Consider the following 26,600-nt stretch of genomic DNA (forward strand, 5'->3'; position numbering starts at 1 on the left):
CCCTCGACCGACTCGAGCGTGACGAACTTTCAGGCTCTTTTGCGGACGCCGGTCACCGCGGCGACGTCGCGTCGCAGGCTGAGCTTCGCCCGACTCGCGGAGGCGGCCTGCCACCAGATCATGTGGCGTCGGCGAGTGGCACCGGACGAGCGGCGCTCCGCCGACCTGCGGAGCGTCTATGCCTCGGATGCCGAAACCGCACAGTCTGCGCGGCATCTGCGCGGTATCGACGAGCCCTTCGATGTGGTGTGTGGCGGACCAGCCCGTGCGCCGCCGGTCAACCCATCCCGCAGCGCCCTCGACGAACCGCCCCGTAGGCCTGGGTCGCCGCGACCTCCTTGGCGTACCTCCGTCACTGGCTGGCTAGAACGCCGGCGGGAGCGCCGGCGCGGCGCGGGATGCTCCGGGTCGGCCTGGTCGGCCGCCTGCGCAGCGCCCATTCGACGACGGCCAGGTTGATCACCCAGCCGGCGAGCATCAGCAGCGCCCGGCCGATCCCGTTCGGCTGGCCGGCCAGCAGCATCCAGGGCAGGTGGGTCAGGACCTGGGTGCCCGCACCGAGACCAATCGCGTAGCCGCGGGCCATCCAGGCACGGTGACCGGCGATGTCCCGACCCCGGATGGCGGCGACGCCGAGGACGATGCAGCAGAACATGGCCGTGCCGAAGACGAGCCGCATCGGGGTCACCAGCACGTGGTCGATCGGCGGACGGGGATAGAACAGCGCCATCCACACGCCAGACAGGGCAGCGGCAAGCCCCCACGGGATCAGCACCCGTCCGGCGAGGCGGTGCCAGCCGGGTCGGCGGCGGCGGAAGCTGGGAGCGAATTGGAACGCCGTTACCTTTCAGTGCGCTCTAGTGGGCACACGATCGGTCGCCTCGCCTTGCGGTGGGGCGGTCCCGGTCTTGCCGGCGGATGCCGTGCCGGGTTCACGCTTCACAGCCACCTGCCCGCGTGCGCGGGTCTTCTGGTCGGCTCCACGTGCTGCCACCGAGCCACTCTCGGCGGTGTTGCACTCAGCGGCCAGGGCGGCCAGGTTGCGTGCGGCGTTGTGGTCACGGTCGATGACCAGCCCGCACGCCTCACATTTGTACTCACGCTCGTGCAGGGCGAGCTTGGCTTTCACCGCGCCGCAACCCGAGCAGGTTTTCGAGGACGGGTACCAGCGGTCGGCCACGAGCAACCGGCCGCCGTTCCACCCGGTCTTGTATGTCAGCTGACGGCGGATCTCGGCGAAGCCGGCATCAGCGATGTGCCGGGCCAGCCGCCGGTTGCGGAGCATGCCCGCGACGTTCAGGTCTTCGACAACGATGCTGCCGTGTTCGTGTGCCAGCCTGGTGGTGAGCTTGTGCAGCCCGTCGCGGCGCAGGTTCGCGACTCGAGCGTGGGCACGCCCAAGTCGGTTCGAGGCACGCTGCCAGCGGTTCGAGGGCCGGCAGCCGGTGCGCCGGTCGGGCCCGGACTTTCGCGCGCAGGCCCGACCGAGCGCCCGCAGTCGGGCCTGCCCGGCGACGAGGTGGCGCGGGTTGTCGACCAGCTCGCCGGTGGACAACACCGCAAGGTGCTTGATCCCGACATCCACACCCACCACCGAGCCGGGCCGGGCCGGTTGCCGTTCGGCCCGCTGCACCTCAACGGTGAACGAGACATGCCACCGTCCGCCGTCGCGGCGCACGGTGGCGGACATGATCCGCGCGGTGCCGTTGTCGACACGGCGGGCGAGCTTACGGGCGGATTCGTGCAGCTTCAACCGGCCCAGCCTCGGCAGCACCACGTGCCTGCGGTCGGGCTCGACGCGGATCGCGCCGGTGGTGAACCGCACCGAAGGTGTGGCACGGCGGCGCGACTTAAAGCGGGGGAAACCGACCGGCCTGCCGGCCCGCCCGCCGTTGCGGCAGTCAGCCCAGCTCTTCAAGCCGCGGGCCAGAGCGTCCAGGCCCGTGTTGAACGCCTCTTTGGACACCTCGCCCCACCACGGCGCCGCCTCGGCCTTCGCGGCGTTCCACGCCTTGCGCAGCCCGGCCAGCGACCACGGCAGCGACGGCGTCAGCAGCTCATCGGGCACGCCATAGGAACGCTCCGCCGCGCGCTGGTCCATGACCGCCTTGACCCGGGCCAGCGCCCAATTGTGCGCGACTCGCGCAGCCCCGACGTGCGCCTTCACGGCGCGTTCCTGGCCCGGGTTGAGGTCAAGGGCGAATCGGTACGCCTGGAACGTCCTCACGTCGGGTCCTCGGTGGCCGCCTCGACCGCCCGGCGGACACGCTTCGCAGCGGCGCGACGGCCGTATAGGCGGGCGCACAGCGACGTCAGGATCTCCGTCACATCACGCACCAGGTCGTCGTCGACCTCCGCCGGGTCTACGACCAACAGCCGGCGGCCCTGCGCGCACAGCGCAGCCTCGACGTACTCGGCTCCGAACCGGGCGAACCGGTCCCGGTGCTCGACCACGATCGTCGAAACGGCCGGGTCACGCAACAGGGAGAGCAACTTCTTGCCGTGCCCGTTGAGCGCTGAGCCGACCTCGGTCACCACCCGATCGACGGCAAGTCGCTGACCCGTGGCCCACACCGTCACCCGGGCGACCTGCCGGTCCAGATCCGGCTTCTGATCGGCCGAGGACACCCGGGCGTACACCACGACCTGCCCGGCGTCCGGGGCCGCGCCGGTCACTGGTTCACCGACCATGATCAGCCGGCCGAGCCGGTAGGCGGGAACGGGCAGCGTTCCAGACTCGTACCGCCGCCGCGCGGTCGCGTACGAGATGCCAGTGGCCGCCGCCCATTCCTTCAAATTCACACCATCACCATAGCTGACTGTTGGGCACTCCTGAACACCGACGAGCCAGCAGTTATTGGCCGCCAGAAGGCAGTACAGGCTGGCGCCGACGATGTGCACCAGCACGGGTACGGGCGAGGCGAAGAACCGGGCGTTGTCCGGGGCGACCGTCGCATCGCCGGTGAGTTCGGCGGTGCGAACGGCGCCGGCGATCACGGGAACGGCGCTGAGCATGATCAGGCCGGCGGGCACCAACCACTCTCGCTTCGCCGAACGTGCCATGGCAGCTCCCTTCATCCACTGGCCAGCCGCCCACGTCACCACCACATGAGGTGTACGGCGCACACCCCGCACGTTGGGGCTAGGGTGTACGGCGTACACCGTCAAGAGGCGCTACCGTGTGGCATCCGCTTCCTGGGAACGCGGCGCCGGGTCCTGACCCTGGGAGGCAACCCGCCGATGTTCAACACCGCACGCCTGCAGGTCATCCTGGAGATCGCCCGCCACGGCACCATCGTCGCCGCCGCGGAGCGCCTTGCGCTGAGCCCGTCCGCGGTCTCGCACCAGCTCGCCGCGCTGGAGCAGGAGGCCGGGGTGGCGCTGGTGGACCGGGGGCCGCGCAGCCTGCGGCTCACGGTCGCGGGCCAGCGCCTGGCGGACTACGCGCAGCAGATCTCCGATCTGATGTCGGCCGCCCGCGACGAGCTGTCCGCACACGGCGAGGGCCGCCAGGGACTGCTGCGGATCGGGTTCTTCGCCACCGCCGGCACCGAGCTGCTGCCGCGCGCGCTGTCGAGCTTCACCCGGGACCATCCGCAGGTCGAGCTGGCGCTGATCCTGGGGCAGCCGCACGAGCTGCTCCCCCGCCTGCATCAGGGTGAGCTGGACCTGGTGGTGGTGTTCGACCATCCGCTGAGCCCGGCGCAGGAATCGCCGTACGCGAAGGTCGAGCCGCTGATGGTGGACCCGCAGCTGGTGGTGCTTCCTCCGGATCATCCGCTCGCCCGCCGGCGGCGCCTGCGGCTCGCCGATCTTGCCGCCGAACCGTGGATCACCACGCTCGGCGTGCAGGGCGAGGTGTCGGTGCTGGAGCTGGCGGCGCGAGCGGACGGCTTCGCGCCGCGGATCCGCTGCCGCAGTGACCATTACGAAGTGGTGCTGGGCCTGGTGCGGGCCGGTGTCGGGGTGGCGCTGGTGCCGTCGCTCGGCCTGCGCAACCCCGGCGGGGTGGCGGTGCGGCAGCTCGCCCACGCCAGGCTGTACCGGGAGATCGGCGTGGCGATGCGTTCCGGCAATCCCAACCCGGTGGTCGGCAGGTTCGTCGAGCGGCTGCGCGACGCGGCGGCGGCGCTCAGTCAGGAGTTGTCGGAGCGGTGGGGTCCGGCGAGCCGGTCGACTGTCGCACCCCAGCGGCGCAGCTCGGCGACGGCGGCCCGCTCCTCTCCCGGGGCGAACGCGGCGATCACGGCGTAGACGAGGGTGTGCCGGCCGGACACGATGCCGGTGTCGGCGCGTACCCCGGTGTCGGTGCCGGTCTTGTTCTCCACCCGGACGCCGTCTCCCGACCACGGGTCGTGGCCGATCGAGTCGGCGACCATCGTGCGGTCGGTGTTCCCGGCGAGCCAGCCGCGCAGCAGCTCGCAGGCCTGCGGGCTGTGCCAGGTCCCCTGCGCCACGTCGGCGAGGAAGGCGCAGAGTTCTCCGGCGGTGCCGGTGGCGAAGGTTTCCGGTACGCCGGGGCCGCGTTCGGCGCGGATCCGGTCGTGGACGGTGGTGTCCCGCAGGCCGGCGCCGCGGGCGAGATCCCGCACGGCGTCCAGGGTCACCAGCCGCAGCAGGGCGTTGGTGGCGGCGTTGTCGCTGACCGTGGCGACCGCGGTGGCGAGGTCGGCGACCGTCCACCAACGGGGCGACAGTTGGCCGAGCAGGCCGGTGCCGCCGACCTCCCGGTCGGTGTCGAGCAGTTCGACCGGCTGGTCCGCCTCAAGGGTCCGCTCGCCGAGGCGCCGGGCGACCTCGCCGAGGAGCAGCACCTTGCCGACGCTGGCCAGCGGCAGGACCAGGTCGGGGTCGCTCACGTCGGTGCGGCCGTCGTCCAGCCGCCGCACCATCGCACCGACCCGCACCGCCGGGCTCATCGCGGCCCCGGCACGGCGCGCCGCCGATCCGGTACGGCCAGCACCCGGCCCGGCCGCGCCTCGGTGACCGCACCGCCGTCCACGACGACCCGGCCACCGACCAGCACGCACCGCACGCCGTGCGGGGGCGCCAGCGGATCGTCGTACGTGGCGCCGTCGGCGACTGTCTGCGGGTCGAGGACCACCAGGTCGGCGGCGTACCCGTCGGCGAGCAGCCCGCGGCCCCGGAGGCCGAAGCGGGCCGCGGGCATCCCGGTCATCTTGTGCACCGCCCCCGCCAGGTCCAGCAATCCCACCTCACGAACGTAGTGCCCGAGCACCCGGGCGAAGCTGCCCGCCCACCGCGGGTGGGGCCGACCCCCCTTCGGTACGCCGTCGGAGCACAGCATGGTCAGCGGGCTGGCCAGCACCCGGCGTACGTCGTCCTCGTGCATCGAGTGGCTGAGGATGGTGACGTCGCCGTGTTCGGCGGCGAGCAGGTCGCAGGCGTAGTCGACGGGGTCGACACCGCGGGCGGCGGCCAGGTCGGCGATGGTCTGCCCCTGCGCGTCGGCGTTGTTCGGGGCGGACGCCACGCGGATCAGGTCCCAGCCGCCGTTGCCGACGGTGTTCTCCCAGCCGGGCACGCCGGCGACCAGGTCGTGGCGGATCCGGTCGCGGACCCCCGGGTCGGCGGCGGCGGTGAGCATCGCCGGTACCCCGTCGGCGATCAGCCACGGCGGCAACATCGCGTGCAGGGCCGTGCTGCCGGCGGTGTACGGGTAGACGTCGCAGGTGACGTCCAGCCCGTCGGCGCGCGCCTGTTCGAGTCGGGCGAGGGTGCGGACGGTGGCGCCCCAGGCGCGCCGCCCGGCGGTCTTGTGGTGGGAGACCTGCAGCGCCGACCCGGCCGCGGTGGCGATCTCGATGGCCTCCTCGAGTGCGGATTCGACCTGGGACATCTCGTCACGCAGGTGGGTCACGTACGGCTTGCCGTGTGCGGCCGCGACCCGGGCCAGCGCGATGACCTCGTCGGTGCCGGCGTTGACGCCCGGGGAGTAGATCAGGCCGGTGGACAGCCCGACGGCGCCCGCGGCGAGCGCCTCGTCGAGCAGGTCGCACATCGCCTGGATCTCCGCGGGGGTGGCCCGCCGCTGGGCGAAGCCGACCACCGCGGCGCGCAGCGTGCCATGGCCGACAAGGGCGGCGAGGTGGTTGCGCCGGGCCACGCCCTGGGCGTCGGCGAACTCGGCGAACGACCCGTACGCCGACGCGGGTGGCCCGAACGTCGCGGCGATCAGCTCCCGCACCGGTTCGGTGCGATCGGGCGGGACCGGGAAGGGGCTGATGCCGCAGTTGCCGCAGATCTCCGTGGTGACGCCTTGGAGCAGCGGCGCCCGGCGCAGCACCTCCCGCTGTTCGTCGTTTCCGGCGAGCAGGTCGGAGTGGGTGTGCACGTCGATGAAGCCGGGTGTGACGGCCAGGCCGGTCGCGTCGATGACCTCGGCGGCGGACGTACGGCTGCCCGGTGGCAGCAGCACGAGCCGCCCGTCGCGGACGCCCACGTCGGCGGGGCGGGACGGCGAGCCGGTCCCGTCGACCACGTCTCCATCGGCGACCAGCAGGTCCAGCCGGGCCATCAGAGCACCTTGGACAGGAAGGCGCGGGTACGGTCATGCCGCGGCGCGGCGAGCACCTCGCGGGGTGGGCCCTGCTCGACGATGAGGCCTTCGTCCATGAAGACGAAGTGGTCGCCGACCTCGCGGGCGAAGCCCATCTCGTGGGTCACCACGATCATGGTCATGCCGCTCGCCGCGAGGTCCTTCATCACCTCCAGCACCTCCCCGACCAGTTCCGGGTCGAGCGCCGAGGTCGGCTCGTCGAAGAGCATGAGCTTCGGCGACATGGCAAGCGAGCGGGCGATGGCCACCCGCTGCTGCTGACCGCCGGACAGCTGCGCCGGGTAGTGGTGGGCGCGGTCGGCCAGCCCGACCCGGTCGAGCAGGTCGGCGGCGCGCCGCCGCGCGTCGGCGGTGGGGACGCCCTTCACCGCCACCAGGCCCTCCATCACGTTCTCCAGGGCGGTGCGGTGCGGGAACAGGTGGAAGCGCTGGAAGACCATGCCGATCGACTCGCGCTGGCGGCGCAGCCGGGCATCCGGCAGTGGCCGCAGCCGGCCGCCGCTCTCGGAGTACCCGATCAGTTCGCCGTCGACGTAGACGCGGCCCGCCTGCGGTTCCTCGAGGTGGTTGAGGCAGCGCAGCAGGGTGGACTTGCCGGAGCCGGACGGGCCGACCACGCAGACGACCCGGCCGCGGTCGATGGTCAGGTCGATGCCGCGCAGCACCTCCAGCCGGCCGAAGCTCTTGCGCAGGGACCGGCACTGCACCATCGGCGGGGTCATCGGGCGCTCCCGGTGAAGCGCAGGTTGCGGGCGATCCGCCCGCGCAGTGTCCCCGGCGCGGTGGCGCCGAAGCCGCGGCTGAACCGGCGTTCCAGGTAGTACTGGCCGATGCTGGCGACGGTGGTCAGGACCAGATACCACAGGGACGCCACAATCAGCAGGGCGATCACCTCGAAGTTGGTCAGGTAGAGCCGCTGGGCGACGGTGAGCAGGTCGGCGCCGGCGATCACCGAGACCAGCGAGGTGGTCTTGAGCATGGAGATGAACTGGTTGCCGGTCGGCGGGACGATGATCCGCATCGCCTGGGGCAGCACCACCCGCCGCATGATCTTCGTGCGGGACATGCCCAACGCCGCCGCGGCCTCCTGCTGGCCCGGATCGACCGCGCGCAGGCCGGCCCGCACGATCTCACTCATGTAGGCGCCCTCGTTGATGCTGAGCCCGAGCAGCGCCGCGACGAATCCGGTGACCAGGGTGTTCGTCTCCCAGGTCATCAGCTTCGGGCCGCCGAACGGCACGCCCAGCCCAATCTCGGGGAAGATCAGCGCGATGTTGAACCAGAAGATGAGCTGCACCAGCAGCGGCGTGCCGCGGAAGAACCACACGTAGGCCATGGCACCGGCGCGCAGGACGCGGCTGTCGGAGACCTGCATCAGCGCCACGACGACGCCGAGCACCACACCGATCGCCATGGACGCGACGGTGAGCTGGACGGTGACCCAGAGCCCTTCGAGGATGACCCGGTCGAACTGGTACTTGACGACGATGTCCCAGTGCAGGTTCGGGTTGATCGCGATGCTCCAGGCCAGCCAGGCCAGGACCAGGGCGGTCACCGCGGCCGCCAGCCAGCGGCCCGGCCGCAGCGGGTGACTGATCCGGTTCACCTCCGGCGTCGCGGGCCCGGCCGCGGCCGGGCCCGCGGCGGTCGTATCCACCGGCGTGCTCACTTCTGGTCGTTGACCGTCGCAGCCTGCACACCGCTGCCCTGCACGCCCCACTTCTCCAGCAGCTTGACGTACTCACCCGAGTCGATCAGCTCCTGCAAAGCCCGCTGGACGGCGTCACGCAGCTGGCTGTCCTTCTTGTCGATCGCGATGCCCCACGGGCCGGCCTCGTACTGGGCCTCCAGCACCTCATACTTGCCCGCCTGCTGGGCCAGCATCTTGGCCACCGGGTAGTCGACGATGGTCGCCACCGCCCGCCCGGCGTCGATCTGCAGCAGGCCGGTCGGGGCGTCCTCGCTCTGCGAGATGGCCATCTTCTTGGCACACGAGGTGTTCTGCTTCTCGCCGATGGCGAGGTTGGAGCTGCCCTTGGCCAGCACCACGGCGCGGCCGCACAGGTCCGCCAGGTCCTTCACCCCGGCCGGGTTGCCCTTGGCCACCATGATGGCGCCGCCGGCCTGGAAGTAGTCGACGAAGTCGACGGCCTTACGACGCTCCTCGGTGTCGCTCATCGAGGACATCGCCAGGTCCCAACGGTCGGCCTGCAGGCCCGGGATCAGGCCGGGGAAGCTGGCGTTGGTCATCTCCAGCTTCAGGCCGAGCCGCCCGGCGATCGCCGCCGCCAACTCCGGATCGACACCGATCAGCTCCTGGGTCCCCTCCTTGTACATCTCCATCGGCGGGTAGCCCTCGGCGGTAGCGACCCGCAGAACACCCTTCTCCTTGAGAGCCGCCGGGACCAGGTCGACCGCCTTGGCGTCGGTGGCGACCGAGGCGGAGGCACCGGCCTGCGGCGTCTGACCGCTGGTCGAACGTCCGCAGCCCGTGACGGCGAGTGAGAGTGCGGCGAGACCGACGACAATGCGAAGCGCACGCTTCCTGACCACCGGAAACCTCCTGCCTGAGACGATGGCGGGGACCCTATCCGGGATCGGCCAGCATGAACAGCCCGAATGCTTTGCGGGGTGAGCGCCTAAATGTTCGATGCTCACCGGCGTGATCCACGTCGGTCACGAAGGCCGGCTATGCCGACGTCAAGGACCAAGCGCCCGGAGGAACTGAGGCCCATCTAGGCGAAGCCGCATGGTCGCCGTCGGCTTCCCGGCCTTTTGGATCACCCCGGACCCACCGGTTGTAGCCTCGGCCCAATGACTTGGCTGCCTGACGACTTCGTCCACCCCGTTTACGTGCCCGTGCCCGACACCACGCTTCATCTACGGCCGATCCGGGAGGCGGACAGCCCCCTCGACTACCCCGCCGTGATGGGCTCCCGAGAGCGCTTGTGGGAAATCTTCGGTCCGGCCTGGGCTTGGCCGCCAGAGACGATGACCTACGAACAGAACCGCATCGACCTGCTGCGGCACGAGAAGGAGATCGCCGCGCACCAGTCGTTCAACTACGCGCTGCTGGACGAGCAGGAAACCAAGATCCTCGGCTGCGTCTACATCGACCCGCCCGAGCGCATCGGCTCCGACGGCGAGGTCTCCTGGTGGGTGGTGGACGACCTCGTCGGCGGCGAGCTGGAGCGCGCGTTCGACGCGCTGGTACCGCGCTGGATCGTGGCCGACTGGCCCTTCCAGCAGCCCCGTTACCTGGGCCGTGACATCAGTTGGCAGGACTGGCTCGCGTTGCCGCGCGCCTCGTAACACCCCGGGCGGGGGGCATCAGCGGCTCGGTCATCAGCGGGTAGTCGTAGACCGGCGCCCAGATCGTGTCGTTAGGGATCGCTCGCGACCGTGACCGACCCTGATCCCGGCCGGTCAGGCGGTGCGACCCAACGGCGAGGCACGCCGCGGCACCGACCGTGACACGGTCGGGCGAGCCTGCATTGCCCTCGGCCTGCTCCTCCAGCATGAGGCACGGCTACCGCATGCGCGAGGTGGCATCCGGACCAGATGAGGCGCCCTGCCGATGCCCAGACCGGAGGGCGCCGTGCCGTCAAGCCATTGCGGGAAGGATGACCCGTTCCAGCACCGTAAGCGGGGTTCGCCACTGGTCGGGGTCGTCGTAGTTGCCGGCGGTGACGGCCACGGTGAGGTCCAGGTCGGTCAGGACGAACAGGCGCTGGCCGCCGTTGCCCATGCCGGCCACCAGCCGATGGCCCTCGATTGAGTCGATGTACCACTGATAGCCGTACTGCGCCCCCCAGGTGGTCCGCAGACGTGGCTGGAGCATCGTACGGATCCAGTCGGTGGGGACGATCCGATGACCGTCCCAGGCCCCCTCAGCCAGCACCAGCTCGCCGAGCCTGGCCAGGTCGCGGGGGGCGAGTCGCAGCCCGGACGCGGCGGAGGCCACTCCGTCCGCGCCGGTCATCCACTCGGAGCTGCCGATGCCCAGCGGCGCGAACAGCACGGCCTGCGCGTACTGCGGCAGCGACTGCCCGGTGCCGTCGGCAATCAGTCGGCCGAGCAGAGCCGTGGCACCGCCGCAATAGGTCCATCGGGTGCCCGGCGGCTCAAGAATCGGACGCTCCAAGATGTACCGGTACCGGTCCGGCGCCAGCTCCATCGCGATCTCGGCGTTGGCCGGGCTGTTGTACGGAAGATCCTCGCGCCATTCCACGCCCAACGACATTGTCAGCGCGTGCTCGACGGTGAGCCGGGCAGGCTGCGGGTCGACCCCCAGGTCGGCGTACTGCGGGAACAGCGGCAGGAGCGGCTCTGCCGGCGGCGGGACCAGCCCCTCGCCGAGCGCAATGCCGTACAACAGCACGGTCACGCTCTTGGTGACGGACCGGATGTCATGCAGCGTCTCGGGCCCGAACTCGACGACGCCCAGCGAGTCGCCCCAGGCGAAATCCTCGCCGGCCCCGTAGTGCTCCAGCAGGGTGTGACCACCGCGAACCGCCACCACAGCATGCAGACCGCCGACCTGGCCTGCTTGGAGAGTTTCGTCGAGACGGTCACGCAACTGCATCGTCATGGGCACTCCGAGGGGACGACGGGCCAGCGGAACAGCATCCTCGTTATACCGGAATCTCCGCCTTCGGAACGGCCCAGGTGAGAGGGCCGGGCCCGGCACGCCGCAGCGACATTCGGTCGTGAGAGACGGCCACCTCCTGGCGCAGAGTCTCGACGTCGAGGTGCAGGACCGTGCCGGCCCATTTTGCGTACCAGACCTTTGATGAGGTCGCTGTCGACGGTGCGCGGGGTGGTGCCGAGCACGAGCAGCACAACCCGCCACGTCCAGCGCGAGCGGGCGCCGCGCATCCGCATCTGCCGCAGAGCGCGCCCAACCGCCTACGGCCTTGACCTGAAGCTCACTCAAGCTCGGACCATGGGTGCATGACAGTTAGGGGCGAGACGCGGCAGGCGCTGGAGCAGCAGCGAACTGTGGAGATCACCACGACCGGGCGACGGAGCGGTCAGTCGAGAAGAATCGAGATATGGCGCTATCGAGCCTGTGGCCGCTACTGGCTCACGGGGAGCCCGGGATCGCGTGACTGGTACGCCAATGTGCTCGCGTATCCTGAGTTCACGCTGCATCTGGCCGACATGGATCTTCAGGTCCGGGGGCGCCCCGTGACCGACCCGGACGAACGGGCACTCGTGTTCGGTGAGATCGTCCCGGCCTTGGACTGGGCCGGAAGCTTGGAGAGCTGGATTGCCGGAAGCCCGCTCGTGGAAATCGAGCTCGGTTGACACCGCGCAGCCCGGAGCGAGAATCCTGACGATTCTGGTGTGAGCGGCGGAAGTATCGCCCCCCGCACTGATCTGCCGCAGACCGCGGTCAGCAGCACCGCCAGGTGAACATGGCTCGGTCGAATCGCCGGGTAGCGAAGTCGGGTCGGATGAGCCAGTAGAGCATGGGCCGTGTGTCGCCGGAGGTCTTCCACCGAGGCCGAATCTCACCCCACGTGTTCGTCGTCGCCGACGCCGAGGCAGACCAGGTCAACCAGGTGATGGCCGGCCTCGGCCTGCCGCAGGCCACCTCGAACAGCCTGTACGACAACGCCCACTGGGCGACCCCGCTGCTCCACGGCGCCGTGACGCGACTGCTCACCTACGGCCTGCCCGCACTGCCCAGCGGCACCCGGCTCTACGGGCACCGGCCGATGCGCCTCCTCTGCCACCTCATGGACCTCCGACCACCCACCCGCGCACTAAGAGGCGAACGGCAGGTGCCGGACATCGACCAGTCGCTGGCCCACCTCGATCCGCAGCGGCAGGCCGAACCCGAGGCGCTGCTCGCCCAGGCGCGTGCGGCCATGGCGAACGACACGCAGGAGGTGGTGACGGCGGTCCGGGGTGTTCTTCGGAGACGAAGCGGCCGACGTGACCGCCGTCGAGGTACCGGGATAGCCGGGTGCGCATCCCCGTCATCGGCTGGCAAGAGCGTCGGCAAGGTCGCGCTCGCCGACCACACCGAGGTCGACTCCGTGAGCACGCACAACCTCGCCCAAGAGTTGGGCCTCGTACCGATGACGCTCTACGAACGCATGGCCAACAAGGAGGAACTCCTCGACGGCATGGTCGAGGTCGTCGTCGGCGGGATCGACCCACCGGCCGACGGCACCGACCGGAAGTCGCCGATCCGGCAACGCATACTCTTTGCGCGAGGTGCCCTACCGCGCCACGCGTAGCGGTCACCTGACCGACGACCCAGCGCCGTTGCCCGGCTCCTACCGAACCGGCGCTGCCACCACCGGCCGCTGTCGCCGCGTGCACCGCGGCTCGGCAAACGCAGGCGCTGGCACCCGACTGCGGTTCGCAGCCCGCTGGCCCAGCCATGCTCACCGCAACCTGTTCGGTACCGGCGCTGGACTGTCTACCGACGCCCGCCCCGCCCACACCATCGCCAACGGCACCATCGTCTAGGGACGCAACTGAGGAAGGCGCCGGCACACTGCTCCTGTCTTCAACTCTGCGTGCTACGAGCCGCGGCGCCGCCCGCCACCGGCCCCCCCACCGGTTCGATCACCTGCGAGAACTCCTGGGGGAGCTGGGCCACGGCGTTCTCGAACTCGTCTCGGGTAACGGCCTCACGGAGGGGTGGTGAGCACCGCGCGGACCCCGGCACCAGCGAGCGCACGGTCGACCCCCGGACGATCCCCCACCCGCCGCACGAACTCGTCGAGTCGGAACGAGGTGGCCATTTCCCCTCCGAGCGGTCTGCTCAGGTGACCGGCAAGTCGATCCGGAAGCTGATAGGCGAGGTCCTCAGCCTGGCCGGCGCTGATCCGATCCGCCAACGTCTCCAACGTCACCCCGGTCAGTGTGGCCGCCTGATCGGTCGACACCTTGGCCCGTGTCGCCACTGCGTTGACGAAATCCTCGTATTCCACCTGATTCTCCCTCCGGCCAGGCCCCTGTCGAACGGCTGAAATGCGTCACATCGCTTCGTTGAGCGAACTGGTACTTCGACAGCCTGCTAGGACGGGGGGTGATCCGGCCTCATCCTCATCGGGCGAATCACCACGGCGCCATGCGGCGACGTCCTCGACATTCCAGTCAAGACGGGACGAGCGGGAGAGGTGTTGGCGAGGCCGCGCCAACGCGGCTACGAGGTCAACCCGCGCTGCAGACCGGGCCTGGCGGGAGGGCGTGCGCGGCCGGCGATGATCACTTGCGCGGTCTTGCCCGGTCGTAGCCGACAGGGGGACGCCTATGTTTAAACGCCTCCGCGGCGTCCATGAGGGCGTCGATCAGCGCGCGCAGTGCGGGCTGATCGAGTGAGGTTTTCCGGACTGCGGCGTAGATCGTCCTGACCGGCTCGCTGGCACGGGTGGGGTGCGCTGAAGGACAACAAGCAGATCGGCTGAGCCGGCGTCACACGGCAACCAGCGAGGGGATGCGACGACGAACGACAACTATGGGCAGTCCGGCGAGTGGCGTGGAGCGGAGGTGCGGTCGGCCCCGGACACGACCGGCGACAGCGCCCTGCGGTCGAAGATGTCGTCCCGGCCGCCGCCGTACGGGTCGGATGCTGCGGTGACTGGTGACGGCGCTTCTGAGTTCGGCGAGCTTCGGCGCGAGGGCGGCATCGACGGCGAGCGGATCCCGTGCGTTGAGCTCCCTCATCGCGTGCCTCCGGCGGACCGTCCGCCCGGTGAAGTAGCTCTGCGTAACAACGGCGACCGATCGTGCGGGAAGCCGTCACGCATCACGTGGAGCCGGACATGCCGGCGGACAAGCCGGCGGCCGGCCGGGATTCTGTGTGGATCGGACCGGGCGGTAGCTGCCTTCGGGCCTTCACGGTGGTGCGCCTGGTGGCGACGGTGCTTCGGCTGGATGTGATCGAGCGCGAGTGGCGTCGGAAATGGCGACTCCGGCGAGGACTGCGGTGGCGGCGAGGGCGACCAGCAGCGGCGGCAGGAGGAGCATCGCCGGTGTCAGGGCGGCCAGCACGACCAGGCCGATCGGCCGATCCCGCGATACGCGGGCGAAGACCGCGTACTCGAAGCCGGCACGCCCGGCTAGGAAGAGTGCGGGTCCGCCGAGGATGACGGCGATCCAGGCCGGTTGCGTATGTCCGAACGGGTGGGTGATGACGAGTTCGTCGCCGACGGCGGTGACGACGATGCCGACCACCATGACCAGGTGGGCGTATGACGTCGATCCGGCAAGGCGGGCCGGCTCGGGGGCCGTTTTGATGGCCGCGGCCGCCAGTTCCCCGGCACGGTAGATGTAGATCCGCCACAGCAGCACGGTGGTGGAGATCGTCACGAGGAACGCAGCGGCCCGGTCGGGCGTGAAGGCGGTGCCGCGAAGCGCCAGTCCGGTGACCAGGATCAACTCGCCGAGCGCGATGATGTAGAACTGCCGGTAGCGCTCGGACAGGTGTTCGCCCATGGTCGGCAGATCCGACGGGGGCGTGCGACCGATCCCCGGCGTGGGGTAGTAAAGCGCGTATGCGGCGTAGTCCAGGGCCACCGCGAGTGTCCACAGCGCCACACGCGCCGTCCCATGCGAAAGCGCCCCGGCGATCCACGGCACCGCGGCCACGCTGTACCAGAACAGTATCCGCCCGGAGGTGCGCCGCGGTGCGTGGCCCCGCAGGGCGATCACAAGAAAGATGTTGGTGCCGATGAATATTGCGACGAATACCCCTGCGAAGACCATGCCTTGCCTGCCGAACGCGTCGGGCAGCGCGATTGCGATCACCAGGGTGCCCACCAAAGTCGCGATGACTAGCAGCTGTATCGCCAGTTGTTGAGGGTCGAACCTGTCGGTTATCCACGCCGTGTTGAACCAGACCCGCCACAATGTCAGCAGCAGCAACAGCGTCTGGAAGGCGCCACTCCAGGTGAGATCCTGGATCAGCGCGTGCGAGAGTTGGGTGAGCGCGAAGACAAACGCCAGGTCGTAGAACAGTTCCAGGAACGTTGCCATCTGCGAATCCTCAGGCTCGCGCAGCAGCACGCCCGCCCTGCTCGTCGTCATCGGCTCGCCCGTTCTGTCGGCTTCGTGGCAGCGTTGAAGCAGTCGTACCACGCTGCCGCGCCTCCCGGTGCCGACAAGACGATGCGCCAGCGGCCGGGAGCATCGCCATGGCCGTCAGGGGCGCGGCAACCTTTGTTGCCACAAACACCATGCTGGCCTTCGGGATCGACCATAATCAGTGTCGATGGCCCATGCGATCGTTCAGCGGCGGCTCAACGGCAGGCGTCCTGCCGGACTTGCACATCCCGGCGGGGAGGGCCGGCTGCCCACACCCGCCAGCCGCCGGCGTTGCGCCAGGTCTCGAACCGCCACGGGTTGGCTGGGACAGGAAGCGTCCTGCTGCCCGGCGCTGCTCGGTTGGCCGCTGCTGCCAGAGCTCCCCCAGCGCGCGACAGATTCAGTTCGTGCATGCGGTGCTACGCGACGCACTCCAACACACCCATGCGCACGGGACTGATGTCCGGCAACGTCGCCAAGCTCGTCCGGGCTGCGCTCGCCGAGGTCTGGGTGGACCACGGCCTGGTCTTCCCCTCCGAGCGGGGCACCCCGTTGGAGCCGACCAAACTCAGCCGCTCGTTTGCTCGGCTTCGGGAGACCGCCGGTCTGCCCGGTGTCCGCCTGCACGACCTGCGGCACACGGTCGCGTCGCTGCTGATGGAGCTGGGCGTCCCGCCGCACGTCGTCCAGGCCATCGCCCGGCACGCGGACGTGAAGGTCACGCTCAAGGTCTGTTCTCACGCCAATTTTGGTGCGATGCGTCAGGGCGCTCGTCAAGCTCGGCGGGCGGCTGTCATGAACCGCATTGTCGTCAGCGTTGCTGTCATCGGGCCGTCTCGCGGCGGCTACCGCCCCAAAACGCCCGATGGAATTGGAGCCCCCACAGGATCGAACCGGCGACATCTCGCTTACAAGAACTGCGCGCCCCGTCCGCGTGAGTCGGTGGTCGTCGGCGGCCTCGGCCAACCGTCCGTGAGCCGCCCGCCCTGGCCGTCTTCGTCTCGGTCCGTTGCTGTCGCCGCTGCGGTCAGCAGCTGTTCACGTCGATCAGCGATCTGGTGTCCCGGGCTGGTGGCTGGCTACCGACCTTTGAAGCCACACCCGCTCGTGCTTGGGCGGCGGTCAGCCGGGCGGTGACGGAACTTCCGGTGGCTTGGCCGCTTGGTTGGCGCGCGCCGTGGTGCGGGTATCCCCGCCGTGCACCTCCCGCGGATGAAGTTTCGGCGAAGGAGCTTGGGCGAGACAGCCACGCATTAGCGTCAGCGCCGATGGCAGTAGCGCATGGCACACGGGCGGCATTGATGGAATATCCGGCGTGTCGTGGATCGGAACAGGGGTCGACTTTCATGGTTAAGAAGTTCATCAAAGAGGCGGTGTCGCGCAGCGCGGAGTCGGATGACGATCGACGGAAGCTCTCGTCGATGACGGACCCGACGAATCCTGCCGCGCAATCGCCGGACGGCTCGGGGCCGAGTGACGCGACGATCCTGAACTTCGCCCTCAACCTCGAATACCTCGAAGCAGAGTTCTACCTTCGCGCCACCACGGGGCAGGGACTGCCTGACGAGATGACCACCGGTACCGGCACCCGGGGTGAGGTGACCGGTGGGGGCATGGTCAACTTCAGCAACTCGGTAGTGCGCAAGTTCGCACGGGAGATCGCGTCGGACGAGCAGCAGCATGTGGCCTTCCTGCGGTCCGCCCTCGGGGAGCACGCCGTTTCCCGTCCGGCGATCTCTCTTGACACGAGCTTCACCGCAGCGGCCACCGCGGCCGGGCTCATCAAGTCGGGCGAAATATTCGACCCGTACGCCAACGATCTCAACTTCCTGTTCGCCGCGTTCCTGTTCGAGGACGTCGGCGTCTCCGCGTTCAAAGGAGCGGCACCGCTGCTGTCCAACAAGACGTACCTGGACGCTGCCGCGGGTATGCTCGCCACGGAGGCGTACCACGCCGGGATCGTCCGCCACGCGCTCTACAACGAAGGCATGATCGACGATGCCGTCTTCGCGGGCGTGCAGAAACTCTCCGACGCCCGCAACAGTCTCGACGGACCGGTCGACGACGACCAGGGTATCGGCACCAGCGCCGAGGCGAACCTTATTCCTAACGACGCCAACGGCATCACCTACGGCCGCTCGGCCCAGTCGGTCCTGAATATCGTGTACCTCAACGCGAGCCCGGCGAACTCCGGCGGCTTCTATCCCTCCGGCCTCAACGGCGACATCACGATGAGCGGCGGGGCCGCCAGCTAGTCACCTGGCCATCGCCGCAGTCCCGGCGCGCACTGCGGCACGTGTTCCCAGGCTCGTACCGGGCCCGTGCGCCCAGCACACGGCCAGCGCCAGACCCCACCTCAGCGGCACCGGATCGCCGCCGTCACCGCCGGGCAACGACCAGGATAGAAAGCACATGATGCACCTCGAACTCCACGCGATCCACCGACGGGTTCGACGCGCCGCAGGGCAGCTTTGGCACAGTGATCGAGATGGGTGTCGTCGACCCACCACCCGTGGCACGCGCGGCGCTGCAGAACGGCGCCTCGGTGGCCGGCCTGCTGCCGACCACGAACACGCCGGTCGTTCGAGAGCAGACACCGTGGGATGGCACTCGGTCGCCGATGACCCAGTTCGGGCCGCTGGACGAGGGGCTGCGACAGCCGTCGCCGGACTCCCGTACGCCGCAGCCGCTCGGGCTCGGGCCGTCGGTCCGGGTGAGGCATGGGCCCCGTAATCGGTGACGGCCGATCACCGGCCGTCACCGATCCCGCCGCACCCGTCACCGAGCCCGCCGCACCCGTCACCGAGCTGAGCGAGCTGCAGCTGCTGCGCTCCCGCGGGCGGCTGCGCGGGGTGCTGGCGCTGCTCGGTCCGGCGTTCGTGGCAGCGGTTGCGTACATCGACCCCGGCAACTTCGCCACCAACTTCACCGCCGGCGCGAGGTTCGGGTACACGCTGGCCTGGGTGATCGTGGTGGCCAACCTCATGGCCATGCTGGTGCAGTACCTGTCGGCCAAGGCTGGCGTGGCGACCGGGCGTGACCTGCCGGAGCTGTGCCGCGAGCACCTGCCGCGCCCGGTCTCCCGGGGCCTGTGGGTCCAGGCAGAGGTGATCGCGATGGCGACCGACCTGGCCGAGTTCGTCGGCGCGGCGGTCGGGCTGAATCTGCTGTTCGGCGTACCGCTGTTCCCGGCCGGGCTGATCACCGCGGTCGTCGCCTTCGGGATCCTCGGCCTGGAGCAGCGCGGCTACCGGCGCTTCGAGCTAGCCATCGTCGGGCTGCTCTGCATCGTGGTTCTCGGTTTCCTCTATGACCTGGCCGTGGTCGGCGCCGACCCGGTCGGTGTCGCCGACGGGATGGTTCCCGGGCTCGCGGGTAACGACAGCCTGCTGCTCGTGGCGGGCATCATCGGCGCGACCGTGATGCCGCACGTGGTGTACCTGCACTCCGCCTTGACGAAGGCCCGGGTGGCCTGCCGGGATGACGCCGAGCGCCACGAGCTGCTGCGCTTCCAGCGGATCGACGTGGTTGTCGGGCTCGGCGCGGCCGGTGTGATCAACCTGTCCATGCTGGTGATCGCGGCCTCGCTGTTCAACCGCACCGGCCATGCCGACGTCGACTCGATCGAGGCCGCCCACGCCGGGCTCGGCCACCTCGTCGGTGGCGGCGCGGCCCTCGCGTTCGCCGTGGCCCTGCTCGCCTCCGGACTGTCCTCGTCGAGCGTGGGTACCTACGCCGGGCAGGTCGTCATGCAGGGCTTCATCCGCCGGCGCATCCCGCTGTTCGTCCGGCGCGGGCTGACAATGCTCCCGGCACTGCTGGTGCTGGGGTTGGGCCTGCCGGCCACGGACAGCCTGGTCGTCTCGCAGGTGGTCCTGTCGTTCGGCATCCCCTTCGCTCTGGTCCCGTTGCTGTTGCTCACCCGGCGCGCGGACATCATGGGCTCGTTCGTCAACAGCCGGGCCACCACGGCGGCGGCAGGTGGCATCGCCGCAGTGATCATCGTGTTGAACGTGTACCTGCTGTACGTCACGGTCCTCGGCTAGCCCCAGGGCCAGCCAGCTCCCGGTCGGGGTCACAGCGCCGCCTCGGCCTGCTGTCCAACGATCACGAGATTCGGCAGGCGTCGAGGTGTACCTGCGGCGTGGACCGGGTGCACCGGCAGCTACGCCGTGACGGCATCTGATGGGGCGTCTGTGCAAGCACGCCAGCATGGCCGGTTGCGGCGGGGCCATGAGGTCAGGCGCGGGAGCGCAGGAAGCGCACCAGACCGGCTACGTCCTCCGGTACGAGGCGGCCGATGGCACCGCTGGAGTAGACGGCGTTGAGTACGGAGCCGTCCGGGCCGAGGACGAAGCCGGTCGACTGCAGGTGACGGCGGTCGTCGTTGAGGTACGCGCCGGTCAGGGCGGCGACCTGCTCGGCGTCCGCGCTGTGGCCGACGGGGAACGCGAGGTGGTGCTTGTCGACCAGCGCCTTGGTGGTGGGTTCGTCGTCGACGGAGAGTGCGGCGACCCGGACGTCAAGTGCAGTGAGAGTGTCGGTGGCGCGCTGGAACGCCGCGAGCTGAGCGGTGCAGTAGGGGCACCAGGAGCCCCGGTAGATCAGTACGACGCCGTAATGCCCGGCGCACTCATCGGGTAGCCGGAGGGTGCCCCCGCCGGTACGGGGCACCTCGAGAGTCGGGAAGGTCTGGCCGTTGTCGAGTCGAGCCATGGTGCGCCTCCTTGTCAGCCGGTCCACGATGACGATTGAGTCAACGCCACGAAAACTGGACCGACAGGTCCAGTTAAGCTGTCGTGACGGACATGACAGCGACGAGGTCCACCAGGCTGACCGCCCGGCGCTCTGGGCGCGGTCGGCGTCAGCGTGATCAGTCGGCGGAGGGCGGGACGCGGAACGAAGCGGGATTGACGGGACGGCTCTGCTTCGGCAGGCCGGCAACGACGAGGAGGTACGACTCGGTCACGAGATTGTCGACCAGCGCGGGCTCGACGTCCGCACCCGCCCGCACTGTGATCCAGTGCTTCTTGTTCATGTGGTAGCCGGGCGAGATGCTCGCGTGAGCTGCGCGGAGCGCCTCCGCGTCGGTTGGATCAGCTTTCAGGATCACGACGGGCTCGCCGGGCATGGACGTCTGCAGCATGAACACCTTGCCGCCGACTTTCCATACCTCCCAGTCGCCGGTGAACTGGTGTGTGTGCTCGGAGCCGGGAAGCTCGGCGGCGCGGGCCGCGGCTCGATCCTGCGCTGCCTTATCAATCTGCATCTTGACCTCCTCGAAGTCCTCAGGGGGTCGACTGCCCAGCCTCCGTTGAGGAGGTGCGGACGCCGGGCAACCGAGTCGAAGTGAACGGGGCCGGCACCGCGGTCCGATGTCCGCCCCGTCCGTCACATGTGCGTGAAGATCTTCTCTGCGTCGAACCGCGAGACCGGCTGGCGGGAGATCCGAGCCTCGTCGGGGTAGCCGAGCACCAGAAGCAGCGTGGTCGTGTAGTCGGTGTCAGTCAGGTCGAAGGCCGCGTCCACGGTCTTGCGGTCGAAGCCCTCCATCGGCGTCGCGTCCACCCCGAGGGATGCGGCGGCCATCATCGTGGCGCCGACGACGAGGTAGGTGTTCTTCTCAAGCCAGTGGAGCACGTTCCCGCCATAGTTCTTTGTCTGGATCTCCACGAAGTTGGAGGCGCCCGCCTCCCATCCCTTCTGGATCTCCGGGTCGGCGAAGCGCCCGTCGGCGCGCTCCTTCTCGAAGATCTCCTGCAGGTGCGTGTCGGGGATGTCCTTGCGCGTCGTGAAGACGATGGCGTGCGACGCGTTGCGCACCTTCTCCGCGTTGTCCGCGAAGCGGCCGATCAGTGCGTCCGCGAGCTTGTCCTTGCCATCCTGCGTCTCCAGCACGTGGAAACGGTTCGGCTGGATGTTGATCGTCGTCGGCGAGGTGCGCAGGTAACGCAGCAGCTGCTGGAACGTCTCCTCCGGGATCCTCTTGCTCGGGTCGAAGTAGCGGGTGAGGTGCTTCGTGATCAGCTTGTCGAGATTCAACATCGTGCTTTCCTTCGTTTGAACGGCGGGTGGAGAGGAAGGTCAGGCCGACTGGTCGGCGCCGGGGACGTCGACGACGGCGTCGCTGACGTTGTTGAGGTAGTTCGTGAGCAGGGTGACGACCACGATGGTGACGATCGCCTGGATCTCCGGGTCGAGATATCCGACCTCGCGGATCGCTGCGAGGTCGTCGTCGCTGACCTGGCCACGCGTCTCGATCACGTGCTGCGCGAACTTCGCGACGGCGGCGCGCTTCGGGTCGCTGGACGTGCCCATGCGGGCGAGCTCGATCTCCTCCGCCGACATACCGCCGAGGTTCGACGAGATGAAACGGTGGAGTGCCTGGCAGTAGTGGCAGCCGTTCGACTGAGAGACCGCGAGGGCGATCGTGTGGCGCGTCTTCGCGTCCAGGAGCTTCGCGATGCTGCCCTGCAGGCCCATCACGATCTCGAGCACGGTCGGGTTCGCGGCGAGCGTGGTGAACATGCTGGGGGCGAAGCCGAACTGCTTCGCGATGGCGTCGAGGGCGCCCTGCGTCTTCGCGTCGATGTCGGCGCGCGCGGGAGCGGTCAGGCGGGACATGGTGATGAACCTCCGGGTGACCTTACTGGACTTTTTCGTCCGTTCGCTTGAGTGAACACCGCCGGAAGTGGGTTTCCAAGCCCAGTTCGTATGACGTCGATTACATGCAGGTGAACAACAAGGGTAGGCAGGTCGGAAGCTCACTCCCAGGGCCAGGCAACGCGCGCGAGCGGATACTGGCGCACATGGCCATCGCATAAAGCCTCTGGACTGTCTGGTCCAAAGTTTTCGGGGTGAACACCCAAGAGTGGGTTTCCAAGCCCAGTTTGTGTAACGTCGATTACATGCAGGCGGACAAGGGGGCGGAGGCGGCCCGGAAGCTGACTCCCAGGGGCCACGCCACGCGCGAGCGGATACTGGAGCACGCGGCGGCGTTGATCTACGCCAAAGGGGTTCACGCAACCAACAACGAGCTCGTCCGCCGCGCTGCAGGTGTGAGTGGATCGCAGCTGAGTCACTACTTCCCCACCAAGGAAAGCCTCGTCCTGGCAGTCATCGACTGGCAGGCCGACAGCGTCCTCGGCTTCCATCGCAGCGAACGGTTTGCCGGCTTCGACACCGTCGAGGCGTTCCAGGACTGGACAGACTTCTACGTCCTCTCGGGACGTCCGTTCGAGGCCGGCTGCAGCCTCGGCTCGCTCGCGGGCGAGATCGTCAAGACCGATCTCGGAGTGCACGACCGGCTCGCGGAGGTGTTCGCCCAGTGGCGCGAGATCTTCCGCATGGGGCTTGATCGCATGCGGCAACTCGGCCGCATCGACGCGTCCGCCCACCCCGCGCGGCTCGCCGACATGTTCCTTGCGGCGTATCAAGGCGGCATGCTCCTCGCTCAGGTCGCCCGGGACATCGGCCCCCTGCAGGACGCGCTCTCTGCGGCGGTTGACCATCTGCAGACGTTCGTGACGTCTGACGACCAGCACATGAGCTGACGCGGCGCATCCGCGCCTCGGGCTTCGGAGCGCGGAAGTAGGTCCGGCGACCTGGTAAGACGACCATGTCGGCACGCGTAAGGCGTCCGCTCTGTTAGCAGAATCCGACGGCCGCACCACGTCCCTCCGCACAGGCGTGACCGCTTCCGAATCCGTTTACCCCTCAGGCGTCAACGGTGACCAAGGCCGTTGCCAGCAACTCAGGCGACCGGCGGGAAAGCCCCGGCGACGGTTGTCGCCGTCGAGGCGCCGCAGACCCCGGCCCTGAAGCCCGGCTTCGCATCGATGGCTGGTACTGCGTTACCGCAAAGGCCACGAGATGTGCGACGGCTCCGTGGTCCAGCGGCGGCCCCCGGGCGCTCAGCCGCCGATGCCGACCTTTTGCCCGGGCAGAGCGAGGTCGGCGACCACCGGCAGGTCGTCGGACGCGGTGGCTGCCACCGGAGAGGTGACGACGGCGATGGTACGAGCGACGACGTCGCCGGACTGCAGGATGTAGTCGATGCGGTGGGTGGGGTCCTCGGCGGGGTGCGTGTGACCCTCGCCGGCACCGGCTGCCTCCCACGCATCGACAAGGTTCTCGACGAGGGTGCGGATCTCGGGCGCGGCCGGCGTGGCGTTGAGGTCCCCCACCAGGACGACGGACTCCTCGGGGGTGCCGATGAGCTGCGTTATCGCCTGCGCCTGGGCGACCCGCTCGGCGGCGTCGTTGTGTTGCAGGTGGGTGTTGTAGACCTGCACCGGCGCGCCTCGCACGTTGATCCGGGCCCGCAGCAGTCCGCGTTGTTCGTGGTTGGCGAACCGTGGCAGGTACGTGTTGTCCCAGTCCAGGATCGGGAAGTTGGACAGGATCGCGGTGCCGTACTGGCGGCGCGGCTGGCCTGGGGAGAGCGGATCGAGGTCGAGGTTGGCGCCGTAGACGACGTGCATGTTCAACTCGCGGGCGAGCCAGGAGGCCTGATCGACGAAGTTGCTGCGCGCACCGTAGTGCCGGTCGACCTCCTGGAGGCCGACCACGTCGAGCCGGCTGTCCCGAATCACCTGGGCGATCCGGGACAGGTCGAGGACATCGTCGGTGCCGGCAGCGTGATGGATGTTGAAGGTCATGACACGCAGGGGTCGATCGGGAGCCTGCGGCTGGAGCGGATCGCCGGGCATGGCAGCTGTGGCCGGCGAGGCCAGGGCCACTGTCACCGCAGCGAGGGCGACGAGCGAGACGAACACTCGTGGAATGCGCATGCGTGGAGCTTGTCGGCACCGCCGCGACATCGGATTCAATGGGGAGCGAATACCTCACTTACATCGAGTGATCCGCACGTTTCTTCGCCGGGACGCGGGGTCACGCCGTACGCAGCCAGCCGAGGGTCTTCATGTTGGTGAGGCTGGTCGCCTTGAGGCCGGCGTCGGACACGGTCCAGAGCACGCCGTCGACCACCAGTGACCGCCGGATCATCACCACGTCCCCGGGACGTCCGCCGCCGAATGCGTGGTCGACGGTGCCGGCCTCGGTGAATCCGCCGTCGCCGACCCGCAACGCCAGCGCCACACTGCTCGGCAGGCCCGGCTTGCCCACGGCGCCCGAGTCGTGGACTGTCAGGGGGACCACGACCAGGCGTTCGGCCGGCCAGTAGAGGAAGGCGTGCGGGTCGAACTCCGCTTCGGAGTGCCCCTGCCGGACGTGGTACTGCGCGATCCGGCTCGGCGCGGCCGGATCGGCGACGTCGAAGAGCGAGAGCTGGGTGCCCTGGACCCGGCCCTGGTCGGTCGCCTCCTGCCCGACGCCGAGCAGCCGTCCTTCGCCGACCGGGTGCAGATACGCCGAATACCCGTTGATCTTCAGTTCCCCGCTCACCTTGGGCGCGGTCGGATCCCGCAGGTCGACGGTGTAGAGCGGGTCGGTCTGCCGGAACGTGACGACGTACCCGCTGCCGCCGACGAACCGTACGGCGTGGATCCGTTCCCCCGTGCCCAGTCCGGTGACCGTGCCGACCTGGGTCAGTGTCGAGCCGTCGGCGCGCAGGACGTACACGCTGGACGTCGAGTCGGGCTTGGTGCCCCAGGTACGGCCACGAGTGGTGGCGACCCGCAGATGCCCGTCCCACTCCGACATGGCGTACTGGTTGACCAGCCAGCCCGGAACGGTGGCGGCAGCGACGTACCGCGGTGCGCCCGCTCCCCCGGTGTCGAACTGGTAGATCTCCGTGGTCTCGTCCTTGGGATCGGGTGCGACGTTGCGGGCGGTGAGCATGGGCAGCACTCGCCAGCGCTGGTCGTTGGCGACGTACAGCCGGTCTCCGGTGCTGTAGACCGTGTCGCCGTCGGCCATCACGGTGACTGGGTCGCCGGCGCCGAGCATGGCCGCCGCGAGGTCGAAGCTGAGCACGGTCACCAGCGAGGTACCGGAGTAGCTGGCCGGCCGGCTCACCCGTTCGCAGCCGACCCGTCCGGTGCTGGTTCTTTCCCCGGAGGTGACCTCGTACCGGGGCAGCCAGTCGTCGACCGTGGACCTGTCGATGATCTCGCGGTTGGCAGCGGTGCGCTGCGCGTCGGTGGCCCGTTCCGGGTGCGGGAAGGTCAGCCGGGGCGCGGATCGGACCACGACCCGGACCGTCGTGCCGACCTGGCGGGCGTCCACCAGACTGCCGTCGATCCGGTACTCCCCGATGATTTTCGGCGCCCCGGCGAGGTCGACCATGACCAGGCGTGGACCGACGATGTCGCCGCGGGTCGGACCGGCTGCGGCGGGCCGCCCCTCGGGGACGGCCGGTTTCGCGATCGCGGCCCACCCCTCGCGGAGCAGCACGAGCGCCCGGTCGCCGTGGAGGAGGAGACTGCCGTCGGTCCAGCCGTCGGCACCGGGCGCCAGCTCCAACTCCCCGGTCAGCCGCCGGGTGGCCGGGTCGATCACGTACAGCTTGCCCCGTGTGACGCTGACGATCCGCTTGCCGTCGGTCTTGACCAGGTCCGGTTCGTCGACCCCGGCCTCGTGTGTGTTCGTGCCCGAGTGGCCGGGGGTTCCGGCTCCGGCCGCGTTGGCCTCGGGCGCCGCGTCCGCCTGCTTGGCCGCTGCGGGCGCTCCGGCCTGTTCCGCCCGGCCGAAGGTACGGAAGTCCCCGCCCGGCCCGAACCCCCAGGGCCCGACGTACGCCTTGGCTGCTGTCTTGAGCTGCCGCATCGCCTGCCCGCAGGAGTCGAACGCGACGAGCCGGAACCCGCCGGCCGGCACTCCCCCGTCCCGTCGTGGCGTGGGAACCACCTCCGCCGTACACCCGCTGATCAGCGACAGGCTGGCGACCAGGGCCAGCCCCATCACCCGGGGAACGCCGGTCGTTCGATGCTGTAGGGGGACGCTGCTGCCTGTCATGCCCCTAGGACGTGTCTGCCGTAGGCCGGGTTCCCCGGGCGGAGGCATCGGGATG

The 26,600-nt window shown here is 69.4% G+C and carries 24 protein-coding genes and 1 pseudogene; 8 read left to right on the forward strand and 17 right to left on the reverse strand.

Going from position 1 to position 26,600, the window contains the following annotated elements; translation table 11 throughout:
• Positions 1 to 352: 352 nt before the first annotated feature.
• From NLX85_RS18570 to NLX85_RS18580, 3 genes and pseudogenes are all read right to left on the reverse strand, one after another.
• A pseudogene (locus tag NLX85_RS18570) lies at positions 353 to 778 on the reverse strand (DUF2306 domain-containing protein); the annotation flags it as partial.
• Between the two features lie 69 nt (positions 779 to 847).
• Positions 848 to 2,227 carry an IS607 family element RNA-guided endonuclease TnpB gene (gene tnpB / locus NLX85_RS18575; RefSeq protein ID WP_254336787.1) on the reverse strand — a complete coding sequence of 460 codons (1,380 nt, stop codon included), beginning with the start codon at positions 2,225 to 2,227 and terminating at the stop codon, positions 848 to 850.
• Entirely contained in the window at positions 2,224 to 2,802 is a 579-nt protein-coding gene (locus tag NLX85_RS18580; protein WP_254337495.1) for an IS607 family transposase, read from the reverse strand. The genes tnpB and NLX85_RS18580 overlap by 4 nt, the downstream gene beginning before the upstream one ends.
• Positions 2,803 to 3,240: 438 nt before the next feature.
• On the opposite strand from NLX85_RS18580, the gene NLX85_RS18585 reads away from it, so the two are divergent.
• Positions 3,241 to 4,254, forward strand: a complete 1,014-nt coding sequence (locus NLX85_RS18585) for a LysR family transcriptional regulator (protein WP_254336790.1) — start codon at positions 3,241 to 3,243, stop codon at positions 4,252 to 4,254.
• Here the strand turns inward: NLX85_RS18585 and NLX85_RS18590 are convergent.
• Genes NLX85_RS18590 through NLX85_RS18610 form a run of 5 tightly spaced genes read right to left on the reverse strand, consistent with a single transcriptional unit; the run spans position 4,137 to position 9,133 of the window.
• The gene (locus NLX85_RS18590; protein ID WP_254336791.1) at positions 4,137 to 4,907 is read right to left on the reverse strand and encodes a serine hydrolase; all 771 of its coding nucleotides are present in this window, start codon (positions 4,905 to 4,907) and stop codon (positions 4,137 to 4,139) included. The genes NLX85_RS18585 and NLX85_RS18590 overlap by 118 nt on opposite strands.
• Positions 4,908 to 4,915: 8 nt before the next feature.
• A complete protein-coding gene (locus NLX85_RS18595) occupies positions 4,916 to 6,538 on the reverse strand; it encodes an amidohydrolase family protein (protein WP_254336793.1) in 1,623 nt (540 codons plus the stop codon).
• Positions 6,538 to 7,302 carry an amino acid ABC transporter ATP-binding protein gene (locus NLX85_RS18600; protein ID WP_305885046.1) on the reverse strand — a complete coding sequence of 255 codons (765 nt, stop codon included), beginning with the start codon at positions 7,300 to 7,302 and terminating at the stop codon, positions 6,538 to 6,540. Before NLX85_RS18600 ends, NLX85_RS18595 begins: the two co-directional genes overlap by 1 nt.
• On the reverse strand, positions 7,299 to 8,237 hold the full coding sequence (locus NLX85_RS18605) for an amino acid ABC transporter permease (RefSeq protein ID WP_254336795.1): 939 nt from the start codon (positions 8,235 to 8,237) through the stop codon (positions 7,299 to 7,301). Before NLX85_RS18605 ends, NLX85_RS18600 begins: the two co-directional genes overlap by 4 nt.
• Before the next feature lie 8 nt (positions 8,238 to 8,245).
• Positions 8,246 to 9,133 (reverse strand): ABC transporter substrate-binding protein, encoded by an 888-nt coding sequence (locus tag NLX85_RS18610; protein WP_254336797.1) that lies wholly within the window; start codon positions 9,131 to 9,133, stop codon positions 8,246 to 8,248.
• Positions 9,134 to 9,394: 261 nt separating this feature from the next.
• On the opposite strand from NLX85_RS18610, the gene NLX85_RS18615 reads away from it, so the two are divergent.
• The gene (locus NLX85_RS18615) at positions 9,395 to 9,892 is read left to right on the forward strand and encodes a GNAT family N-acetyltransferase (RefSeq protein WP_254336799.1); all 498 of its coding nucleotides are present in this window, start codon (positions 9,395 to 9,397) and stop codon (positions 9,890 to 9,892) included.
• 292 nt (positions 9,893 to 10,184) lie between these two features.
• Here the strand turns inward: NLX85_RS18615 and NLX85_RS18620 are convergent, their stop codons facing one another.
• On the reverse strand, positions 10,185 to 11,171 hold the full coding sequence (locus NLX85_RS18620; RefSeq protein WP_254336801.1) for a serine hydrolase: 987 nt from the start codon (positions 11,169 to 11,171) through the stop codon (positions 10,185 to 10,187).
• Positions 11,172 to 11,533: 362 nt separating this feature from the next.
• Here NLX85_RS18620 and NLX85_RS18625 point away from each other — a divergent pair, with 362 nt between their 5' ends.
• Positions 11,534 to 11,890 (forward strand): nitroreductase/quinone reductase family protein, encoded by a 357-nt coding sequence (locus NLX85_RS18625; protein ID WP_256566969.1) that lies wholly within the window; start codon positions 11,534 to 11,536, stop codon positions 11,888 to 11,890.
• Between the two features lie 215 nt (positions 11,891 to 12,105).
• Positions 12,106 to 12,831, forward strand: a complete 726-nt coding sequence (locus NLX85_RS18630; RefSeq protein WP_254336805.1) for a hypothetical protein — start codon at positions 12,106 to 12,108, stop codon at positions 12,829 to 12,831.
• A 399-nt stretch (positions 12,832 to 13,230) separates the two neighbouring features.
• On the opposite strand, the gene NLX85_RS18635 is transcribed toward NLX85_RS18630, so the two are convergent.
• Both NLX85_RS18635 and NLX85_RS18640 read right to left on the reverse strand, forming a co-directional pair.
• A complete protein-coding gene (locus NLX85_RS18635; RefSeq protein ID WP_254336807.1) occupies positions 13,231 to 13,533 on the reverse strand; it encodes a DUF2267 domain-containing protein in 303 nt (100 codons plus the stop codon).
• Between the two features lie 907 nt (positions 13,534 to 14,440).
• Positions 14,441 to 15,610 (reverse strand): low temperature requirement protein A, encoded by a 1,170-nt coding sequence (locus tag NLX85_RS18640; protein ID WP_254336809.1) that lies wholly within the window; start codon positions 15,608 to 15,610, stop codon positions 14,441 to 14,443.
• Between the two features lie 462 nt (positions 15,611 to 16,072).
• On the opposite strand from NLX85_RS18640, the gene NLX85_RS18645 reads away from it, so the two are divergent.
• The 3 genes from NLX85_RS18645 (at position 16,073) to NLX85_RS18655 (ending at position 19,674) form a co-directional block, all read left to right on the forward strand.
• Entirely contained in the window at positions 16,073 to 16,765 is a 693-nt protein-coding gene (locus tag NLX85_RS18645) for a tyrosine-type recombinase/integrase (RefSeq protein ID WP_254336811.1), read from the forward strand.
• Between the two features lie 209 nt (positions 16,766 to 16,974).
• Positions 16,975 to 17,883, forward strand: a complete 909-nt coding sequence (locus NLX85_RS18650; protein WP_254336813.1) for a ferritin-like domain-containing protein — start codon at positions 16,975 to 16,977, stop codon at positions 17,881 to 17,883.
• A 465-nt stretch (positions 17,884 to 18,348) separates the two neighbouring features.
• A complete protein-coding gene (locus tag NLX85_RS18655) occupies positions 18,349 to 19,674 on the forward strand; it encodes an Nramp family divalent metal transporter (RefSeq protein WP_254336815.1) in 1,326 nt (441 codons plus the stop codon).
• A gap of 193 nt (positions 19,675 to 19,867) precedes the next feature.
• Here NLX85_RS18655 and NLX85_RS18660 read toward each other — a convergent pair whose 3' ends face one another.
• The 4 genes from NLX85_RS18660 to NLX85_RS18675 form a co-directional block, all read right to left on the reverse strand.
• Complete coding sequence (locus tag NLX85_RS18660; RefSeq protein WP_254336817.1) at positions 19,868 to 20,344, reverse strand: peroxiredoxin family protein; 477 nt, start codon at positions 20,342 to 20,344, stop codon at positions 19,868 to 19,870.
• A gap of 157 nt (positions 20,345 to 20,501) precedes the next feature.
• Complete coding sequence (locus NLX85_RS18665) at positions 20,502 to 20,897, reverse strand: MmcQ/YjbR family DNA-binding protein (protein ID WP_254336819.1); 396 nt, start codon at positions 20,895 to 20,897, stop codon at positions 20,502 to 20,504.
• A 122-nt stretch (positions 20,898 to 21,019) separates the two neighbouring features.
• A complete protein-coding gene (locus NLX85_RS18670) occupies positions 21,020 to 21,673 on the reverse strand; it encodes a nitroreductase family protein (RefSeq protein WP_254336821.1) in 654 nt (217 codons plus the stop codon).
• A 39-nt stretch (positions 21,674 to 21,712) separates the two neighbouring features.
• Positions 21,713 to 22,252, reverse strand: coding sequence for a carboxymuconolactone decarboxylase family protein (locus NLX85_RS18675; protein ID WP_254336823.1), 540 nt, complete (start codon positions 22,250 to 22,252; stop codon positions 21,713 to 21,715).
• A gap of 284 nt (positions 22,253 to 22,536) precedes the next feature.
• Between NLX85_RS18675 and NLX85_RS18680 the strand changes: the two genes are divergently transcribed.
• The gene (locus NLX85_RS18680; RefSeq protein WP_254336825.1) at positions 22,537 to 23,181 is read left to right on the forward strand and encodes a TetR/AcrR family transcriptional regulator; all 645 of its coding nucleotides are present in this window, start codon (positions 22,537 to 22,539) and stop codon (positions 23,179 to 23,181) included.
• A 360-nt stretch (positions 23,182 to 23,541) separates the two neighbouring features.
• Here the strand turns inward: NLX85_RS18680 and NLX85_RS18685 are convergent, their stop codons facing one another.
• A complete protein-coding gene (locus NLX85_RS18685) occupies positions 23,542 to 24,420 on the reverse strand; it encodes an endonuclease/exonuclease/phosphatase family protein (RefSeq protein ID WP_254336827.1) in 879 nt (292 codons plus the stop codon).
• A 100-nt stretch (positions 24,421 to 24,520) separates the two neighbouring features.
• Entirely contained in the window at positions 24,521 to 26,545 is a 2,025-nt protein-coding gene (locus tag NLX85_RS18690; protein ID WP_254336829.1) for a beta-propeller domain-containing protein, read from the reverse strand.
• Positions 26,546 to 26,600: the final 55 nt, after the last annotated feature.

Origin of the sequence: Micromonospora sp. A3M-1-15, from assembly GCF_024213425.1 — a bacterium.
In the GTDB taxonomy this organism is placed as follows: Bacteria; Actinomycetota; Actinomycetes; order Mycobacteriales; family Micromonosporaceae; genus Micromonospora; species Micromonospora chersina.